Here is a 7,610-nt window from a genome sequence, read left to right as displayed (position 1 = left end):
GGGCTACTGTCTATAGCCCTAGGTGTCTTTGCTATCTGGTTAAGCTACAAGTTTGCTAGTGACTCATCAAAAGCTCTCAGCGATGTCCAAAAATTGGCGCAAGATACAAGAACATTAGTTGAAGCGAATCTTGACCAACAGAAATCATTTTCAGGGAAAATGCTTGACTCAATCATAGAACAAAACAAGTTCGGTTCACCTAGTCCTGAAAACAGTAAGCAAGATGTAGTGAGTAAAGAACTTGATGACAGGCTGCAGGTTTATTTAAAAGAAGTCGAAGGAAAACTGGTTGCCTCAATCGAACATGAAGTTCGCCAGCTCAAGCTGAATTCAAATGTAGATGTGAATACTATCCTCGATGTGGTACGCAAAGATATTGGTGCATTGAGTGAGTCAAAAGACAGCATTTCGTCAATCTACTCACCACCAAAATTTTTACAAAATGCCCTAAGGCACTATAAAAAGTTCCCCGCACACTTTGTATTACTATACGCAATACTAATTACAAATTCTAATAGCATCGATGAATTGCTCAACTTACCTGAAGAGTATGGAWTGCCAGATGAAATAGAGTCAGGAATAGTAAACTTGCTTGGCGATGGGATACTAGTTGGAGACGAGTCTTATTTCCAAGTGGATAATTCTTTGCTCGACCATTTAAATATCTTCTTCAAGCGTAACAAGGAACTAATTGAGCAACTACAAAGTAACTACGTTATAAAAAGTGAACCGGGTATAACAAATGTTGAAAGGTTAATGGGGAAACAGTTCGTAATTTAAGCTAACAAGGCGTTTAAGGCAGATTCGCAACGCATGGCATTTTTGCTTTGATTCAGCTTAAGTGTCTACGGCACAATAATTTAGGTTCAGTGGTAGCGTTGCTCACTACTTAACGCGGCGTTAGTTGCACAGGGAGGTATCATGGAAGAATTATCAGGCGGAAGAGAATCTGCAATATATCGAGATGGTGAAGTCGTCTATCGACCTCTTCAGTCATGGAGTTCTACAATTCATCTTATTTTGAAGCATCTTGAGCGAGCAAAGGTAGATGAAATCCCCAAGTTTCTAGGTGTTAATCGAAACCAAGAAATCTTAAGTTTTGTTGCAGGTAATACCTACAATTATCCGCTAGTTGGCGMAATCGCAACAAATGATGTACTCGTGTCTGCGGGTAAATTATTACGTAAAATACATGACTCAACAGTTTCACTCTTGGAGCAAATTGATGTTAATGCACACCGATGGATGTTAGAGCCTAGAGAACCATTCGAGGTTATCTGTCATGGTGACTTTACCCCATACAATGTTGCTCTATTAGAAAATACAGTTGTTGGTGTGTTTGACTTCGACACGGCGCACCCAGCACCAAGAATATGGGATTTAGCCTATTCGGTTTATTGTTGGTCTCCTTTCAAAACTGACAGCAATGATAAGCTAGGCACAATCTCAGAGCAGGTGGCTAGAGCCAAGTTGTTCTGTGATAGTTACGGTGCAACTGAATCAGAAAGAGAGCAATTAGCTGATGCTATGGTTCAGCGATTACAGGCTTTCGTATCCTTCATGCGTAGTGAAGCCGAAAATGGCAATGAATCCTTTGCTGAAAATATAGAGCAAGGTCATCTTCAAGCCTATCTAGATGACATAGAATATATCACTGAAAATAAACAAAAAATTCAGTGTGCATTGTGCAACTAACAAAGCATTTAAGAGTGATTCGCAACGCTTGGCAGTTTCGCTTCGCTCAAGTATAGCCAAGCGCCGCTCACACCTTAATGCGGCGTTAGCCCTCAAGGAGAAAATATAAAATTGTTTGAAAATCATTTAAAAAGAACAAAGTTCTTGCTGTTTTTACAGGGTATATCTGTTGCAGTTACTCTGTTTCTACTATTTACCTTGCTCGCCCAAGTTAATCAATTGAGCTCTTCGAGTCTTTTTCTCACATTTGCAATCGTTTTAGTGATGCTAAGCTTGAACTTGTCTAGTTTTTACGGGTTGTTAAAAAAGAGGCTTTGGGTATTTAAGTTAATGATGGCTCTTTATTTTATTCAGATGATAGGCATAGAAACGCCTAACTTTTCCTTAGCCTTTTCTTCTGGAGTTGAAGTGCCGATAAGTGTGAATGTTAATGAAGTAACAGTTTCTCTAAACTTACTGGCAATCTTGGTGGTTTGGTTGTCGTATACAAGTCTTAACCTTTTGAAAAAGGGCTAACAAATTGTTCAAGAGTGATTCGGCACGCGTGGCATTTTTACTATGCGTTGGTTTTAGTGGTTAAGGCGGTATGCGGAGGCTTCGGTATTGCGCGCCTCACACCTTAACAAGGCGTTAGGCAAATGGAGATAGGCGTGAGTTTAAGAATAATTGAAGTCGTAGATTTTCAGTCGTCGTGGGCTGATGATTTTAACCGAGAGAAAGCGCTAATCTGTAATGCGTTAAGTCAAGAAAATGTGGTGGGAGTTCACCATATCGGTAGCACTTCAGTTGAAGGTCTATGTGCGAAACCAATTATAGATATTCTACTTGAAGTTAAATGTCTCAGTGAGCTGGATGAGCAAAGTTGCTTGATGGAATCGCTCGGTTATCTTGCTAAAGGTGAGTTTGGTATCCCGGGTAGGCGCTACTTTCAAAAAGGTGGGGTTCAACGAACTCATCAAGTCCACGCCTTTCTAACAGGTTCACATGAAGCGCAAAGACACATTGCTTTTAAAGAGTATCTTATCGCTTTTCCTGAAGTGGCCGATGAGTATGGTGTGTTAAAGAAAACTGGAGCAGCAATCTGCAACAATGACATAGATGTATATTGCCGCCATAAAGACAGCTTCATTAAAGAGCATGAGGCTAAAGCTCTCAACTGGAAATTTGCCTAACAAAGCGTTCAAGAGGAACTTGGCACGCGTGGCATTTTCAATTTGCGTTGTGTTTAGTGGTTAAGGTGTTATGCGGTCACTTTTGTATTGCGTGCCTGCGCCCCTTAACGCGGCGTTAGTTTGCAAGAGGAAAAACGCAGCTATATCGCAAGATCTAGTGGTAAAAGCTCAAAGTTTAAGTTGTCGTATTGGCTTTCAATTTCAGTGTTAGCTGGCGTGGTGAAAATCCAAAATTGGTATCGTTTCAACGGTTGATTTGTTTTTTGGTGTGGCGACTTTTGGGTTAACTGCGTTGAACTTTTTTGCTGAAACTCTGCTCGTTGAGTTTGTTGGTACAAAAGCCGATTTACTCGCTGAAATGGCGTTTTCTCTGGTGTGGAAAGTTCATGTGGTTTCAGTGGTTTTGTTGAAAGTCCGCATTGTGAGATTGGTTTTCCAAAAGCGCTTTTTGGTGTTGTGAGTTCGTTTTCTGCGGCGTTGTTTGTTCCAAGTGGTTTCATTGAGTAGCCGCTTTGAGGCTACGCCTGACTTAGGTACATCAAGATACAAAAGTTTATTGTTTGCAAAGTTTAAAATATAGTAAAATCAACGTCTTGGGTTTGCAAACTAACAAACTTCTCAAGAGGGATTCACAACGCTTGGCATTTTTACTATGCGTTGAATTTAGTGATTAAGGTGGTTTGCGGCGGCTTTTGTATTGCGTTGCTCACCCCTTAGCAGGGCGTTAGTTCCCCAGAGGAAGCAGTCAATCCGTAGGGAATTTTTGTTTCTGGTGTAGTACACGCATAACTCGGATGATATCGCCCTCAACCCAGTAAGATACAATCATCGAAATCTCAGGAATGATGAGTAATCGTCCGCGGATGCCATCTCGTTGCACACCCATTAAAGGTTGTTCAAGCAAGTTTTCTACTTTTGCTTCAATGAGGTTGTCAGTTTTTTCTGCAGCATCAGGGTTGAAGTCATAGAGGAACTCAAAGATCTTTTCACGATCATTAAGTGACTCTTCTTCCCATAAAATCATTGCTTACCTCGATTACGGATTCTGGCTTTGCGCTCTTCCATTCGAGACTTAGCCGTTTGGTGCTCAACGAAAACGGATTTTCCTGAGTCAAACTTCTCAAATGCTAGGTTTACTTGTTCAGTTAGCCATGCATCGTGAGATAATGTTTTTCTTTGTTGTTCAGCTAGTTGCTCAGTAAGTTCACGACATGCGTCACTCAGAGTGCGACCTTGGCTCTCAGCCATTTGTTGAGCTAGGCGTTTTGTTTCTTCATCAACACGAAATTGAATTCTAGTGTCCATGATGTATTCCTTTGTTGGTGTGTGTACAAATGTTAGCACTAGGCTTTGAGATGGGCAACTAACAAAGCATTTAAGAGTGATTCGCAACGCTTGGCAGTTTCGCTTCGCTCACACCTTAATGCGGCGTTATAACTCAGGGAGAACATGGTGACATTCCTAGATTTAAGAAATATAAAATCTGTCGTTGATTTTGTGGATGTACAGCTTGGAATCAGTACTGTTGAATGGTTGAAATCGCAGGAGATAGACGGGTGTTACTCCGATGATTTGAGTTGGTTACCAGACTCTTTTGACATTGATGACTTTGTCGAAGAACTCATTAAAAAAACGACAGGAGTTAAAGTGTTTCATGGTTGTAGACCAGAAGCAGTTAGCGATTACTATGATTATGGTTTTCTCTCTAGTAAAGGGACTTGGCTAAGAGAAAAATGTGATGACATTTTTTCCGATGTTGAAGAACGTACTAGAAAAAAGATATTTGAATCAGTTTACTCTTACCGAGTAGACGAGGATGCAAAAACTTATTTTCTTTGTGATACTGAGCGTATGCTGAATGGTGGTTCTGGACACTATCTTATTTATGGAAGTGAGATGCTTCTTTGTACTGCTAGGGCACTACAAGAAAAACTTAATTTTCCATTTGTAGAACGGTTGAAGACAATAGGGACTCCTACAATATTCGAACTAAACTTACCTTATAGTTCGATTCCTGACCACCAAATAAAATGCTTAGCTTCGACTCTGTTAGAAACATGGGGTAAGTGGCACCTCTTTCCCGAAGAGGTTGATACAATAGAGTTTGTTGTTATTACTCGCGGTAAAGTAGATCCTAGTTACATAGTCACGCATCATCACCCAAATAAAATATTAGATCGAATGCACTTCCCTCTGACTTTTTATTATGCCGATGAGCAAAGATCAGAAGTATTGTGTGAGGCTGAGTTATAACAAACTGTTTAAGAGTGATTCGCAACGCTTGGCATTTTTGCTATGCGTTGCGTCTAGTGTTTAAGGTGGTATGCGGTAGCTTCGGTATTGCGTTGCTCACACCTTAACAGGGCGTTATGGCGCACGATCAAATTAACTAGGTACTCAGGATGAGCGATAGAGTAAAAGAAGCATTGATTTGGTTTAAGGGGATCTTGGAATCAGAGCGAATTGACTATCAAATTGTGGGTGGTTTGGCTGCAACAATTTACGGTGGTAGCCGAGCAGTTGCGGACATTGACTTGTATATCCACAATGGCGATGCAGAAAAACTGTTAGCAAAGGTTGGTTCATATGTCTCCAAACCTTTAACGCATTACGTGGAATGCGGTTGGGATTTAGAGTATTTCCAATTAATCTACCATTCTCAAAAAATCGAAGTTGGTTTGTCTAAAGGAACTAGAATTCAATCGGCTCTTGATGGTTCATGGCACAGGTTAGAAATTAACTTTTCTAACTCGGTTTCAATGTGTTATCAAAATGTCGAAGTGCCAGTAATCCCCAAAGACGAGTTAATAAAGTACAAGCGCTTACTGAACAGAGAAGTGGATTTAATCGACATACAGGAACTTACGGAAAATCCAGCGCCATAACAAATTGTTCAAGAGTGATTCGGCACGCGTGGCATTTTTACTACGCGTTGGTTTTAGTGGTTTTAGTGGTTTAGGTGGTATGCGGAGGCTTCGGTATTGCGTGCCTCACACCTTAACAAGGCGTTAGTTGCTTGGGAAAAATTAGCTTACAGGGAGTAATCAGATTGGTAAAAATGTACGGTTCTGAAGAGACAAGGGCGTTTTGTTGTAATTGTAAAGAAGTTACGCTGCATAGGTATGAAAGTTTTTCTAAGCCAAAGGAAGTAACTGAGAAAAAAGCTAAAGGTTTCTTATCGGGTCTATTTGCTGCAATAGTTGGTGCATTAATGGAAGGTGAAGCAACTGGTGATTACAAATGTACAGTATGTGGTACCAATCTTCATACACCAGATAACTTAGATTGAGGTTCAGTATCTCTATTACTCTGCCAGTGGCAAGCTACGCAACTAACAAGCTGTTTAAGAGTGATTCGCAACGCGTGGCATTTTTACTATGCATTGGTTTTAGTGTTTAAGGTGGTATGCGGAGGCATCGGTATTGCGTTGCTCACACCTTAACAGGGCGTTATGTGAATAGGGAAATTATGCAACAAGTAATTGAAAGTGAAAGACTAATATTACGGCCATTTTCTATGTCTGACGCTGAGCGTGTTTCAGAGTTGGCTGGTGACAAGCAAATATCAGAAATGACGTCAAATATTCCTTATCCATATACAGTCAGTGATGCTGAAAATTGGATTTGTACTCATGCTGAGTTGTTTTTAAGTGGCAAAGGTATTGTCTATGCCATTGTCCTAAAAGAGAGTTCTGAGCTTATTGGTGCTATTAGTTTTCCGAAACTGGAAAATGGTTTGGGTATTCTGGGTTATTGGTTGGGCGTTTCTTACTGGGGCTGTGGTTATGCTACAGAAGCATCTAAGGTTTTGATTTCATTTTCAAAAAAGCATTATGGATTAACAAGGTTAAAAGTAATGCATTTAGTCGGAAATGAGCGTTCAAAATCAGTCATTGAAAAGCTCGGTGTAAAATACGTAGGCGATCAGACAACCCGCATGCAAGGTAAAGATCGCGAAGTAAGTATTTATATATCAGAGGCATAAATTCACATAACAAACAGTTCAAGTGGGATTCAGCACGCGTGGCATTTTGGGTATGCGGTTATTTCGGTGTTGAAGTGCTATGTGGTGGCTTAGTCATTGCGTGCTTCACCCCTTAACTGGGCGTTAGTTGCCAACGGGAAAAATACCACTTACAGCAGAATATTTAGGGTAATGTCTATGTGTTTTGGGCTAGATTTTCGTATTTCAATTTCTAGTTATTTGGGTTTGTGAAAATCGAGCTTTGGTTTCTTGTGTGGTTTGGGGTTTCTGTTTCAGAAGCCGATTTACTTGTTGAAAGCTAGCTCTGTAGCATTGTCTTTCCAAAAGAGCTCTTAGGTTTTGTCAGTCCGTTTTCTACGGCGTTGTGTGTTCCAAGTGGTTTCAGTGACAGTCGCTTTGAAACTGCGCCTGATTTAAGTTTTTTAAAACACGTAAAGTTCGTGTTGGCAAAGCTGCAATTAACTTCAAATTAAAGCGTTAGGCTTGGCAACTAACAAAGCATTCAAGAGGGACAGTCAACGCGTGGCGAGTTTGGTTTAAATCTTGGCATCTGTGTTTACGGTGGTAAATTGAAGTTTGGCGGTAGCGCGTTGCTGCCCCTTAATGCGGCGTTATATGCCCCGAGTACCCCACGTTTAGTAGACACTTTACTAAGTTAGATCTAGGGTCTAATTGAGAGGTGATTTATGGCTAAACATCGTAATCCAGCGTACACCGAAGAGTTCCGCAAAGAAGCAGTGCGCCTGGCCAGTCTTCCTG

Annotated in this window: 10 protein-coding genes; 8 read left to right on the top strand and 2 right to left on the bottom strand. The window is 40.7% G+C overall.

Going from position 1 to position 7,610, the window contains the following annotated elements; genetic code table 11:
• The 4 genes from R2S67_RS22220 to R2S67_RS22205 all read left to right on the top strand — a co-directional run.
• On the top strand, nucleotides 1–780 hold a 780-nt coding region (locus R2S67_RS22220; protein WP_317347100.1), incomplete at its 5' end, for a hypothetical protein.
• A gap of 141 nt (nucleotides 781–921) precedes the next feature.
• Nucleotides 922–1,695 carry an aminoglycoside phosphotransferase family protein gene (locus R2S67_RS22215; RefSeq protein ID WP_317347098.1) on the top strand — a complete coding sequence of 258 codons (774 nt, stop codon included), beginning with the start codon at nucleotides 922–924 and terminating at the stop codon, nucleotides 1,693–1,695.
• 111 nt (nucleotides 1,696–1,806) lie between these two features.
• The gene (locus tag R2S67_RS22210; protein ID WP_317347097.1) at nucleotides 1,807–2,211 is read left to right on the top strand and encodes a hypothetical protein; all 405 of its coding nucleotides are present in this window, start codon (nucleotides 1,807–1,809) and stop codon (nucleotides 2,209–2,211) included.
• A gap of 134 nt (nucleotides 2,212–2,345) precedes the next feature.
• Nucleotides 2,346–2,867: a GrpB family protein gene (locus R2S67_RS22205; protein ID WP_109170467.1), complete on the top strand. Its 522-nt coding sequence runs from the start codon at nucleotides 2,346–2,348 to the stop codon at nucleotides 2,865–2,867.
• A gap of 745 nt (nucleotides 2,868–3,612) precedes the next feature.
• Here R2S67_RS22205 and R2S67_RS22200 read toward each other — a convergent pair.
• Together R2S67_RS22200 and R2S67_RS22195 are read right to left on the bottom strand one after the other, a co-directional pair.
• Nucleotides 3,613–3,891, bottom strand: a complete 279-nt coding sequence (locus R2S67_RS22200; RefSeq protein WP_005398411.1) for a type II toxin-antitoxin system mRNA interferase toxin, RelE/StbE family — start codon at nucleotides 3,889–3,891, stop codon at nucleotides 3,613–3,615.
• A complete protein-coding gene (locus tag R2S67_RS22195; protein WP_005398409.1) occupies nucleotides 3,888–4,172 on the bottom strand; it encodes a type II toxin-antitoxin system RelB/DinJ family antitoxin in 285 nt (94 codons plus the stop codon). The genes R2S67_RS22200 and R2S67_RS22195 overlap by 4 nt, the downstream gene beginning before the upstream one ends.
• A 144-nt stretch (nucleotides 4,173–4,316) precedes the next feature.
• Here R2S67_RS22195 and R2S67_RS22190 point away from each other — a divergent pair, with 144 nt between their 5' ends.
• The 4 genes from R2S67_RS22190 (at nucleotide 4,317) to R2S67_RS22175 (ending at nucleotide 6,851) form a co-directional block, all read left to right on the top strand.
• Nucleotides 4,317–5,120: a hypothetical protein gene (locus R2S67_RS22190; protein ID WP_038896798.1), complete on the top strand. Its 804-nt coding sequence runs from the start codon at nucleotides 4,317–4,319 to the stop codon at nucleotides 5,118–5,120.
• Nucleotides 5,121–5,269: 149 nt separating this feature from the next.
• Nucleotides 5,270–5,752 (top strand): MazG-related protein, encoded by a 483-nt coding sequence (locus R2S67_RS22185; RefSeq protein ID WP_140099133.1) that lies wholly within the window; start codon nucleotides 5,270–5,272, stop codon nucleotides 5,750–5,752.
• Nucleotides 5,753–5,925: 173 nt separating this feature from the next.
• Entirely contained in the window at nucleotides 5,926–6,156 is a 231-nt protein-coding gene (locus tag R2S67_RS22180; protein WP_172606022.1) for a hypothetical protein, read from the top strand.
• Between the two features lie 179 nt (nucleotides 6,157–6,335).
• On the top strand, nucleotides 6,336–6,851 hold the full coding sequence (locus R2S67_RS22175) for a GNAT family N-acetyltransferase (RefSeq protein ID WP_258681893.1): 516 nt from the start codon (nucleotides 6,336–6,338) through the stop codon (nucleotides 6,849–6,851).
• Nucleotides 6,852–7,610 lie beyond the last annotated feature (759 nt).

Source organism: Vibrio sp. T13N (assembly GCF_032970445.1).
GTDB lineage: Bacteria > Pseudomonadota > Gammaproteobacteria > Enterobacterales > Vibrionaceae > Vibrio > Vibrio diabolicus.
Note: the sequence above shows the minus strand (reverse complement) of the source record. Positions and strands in the feature narration are given on the sequence as shown.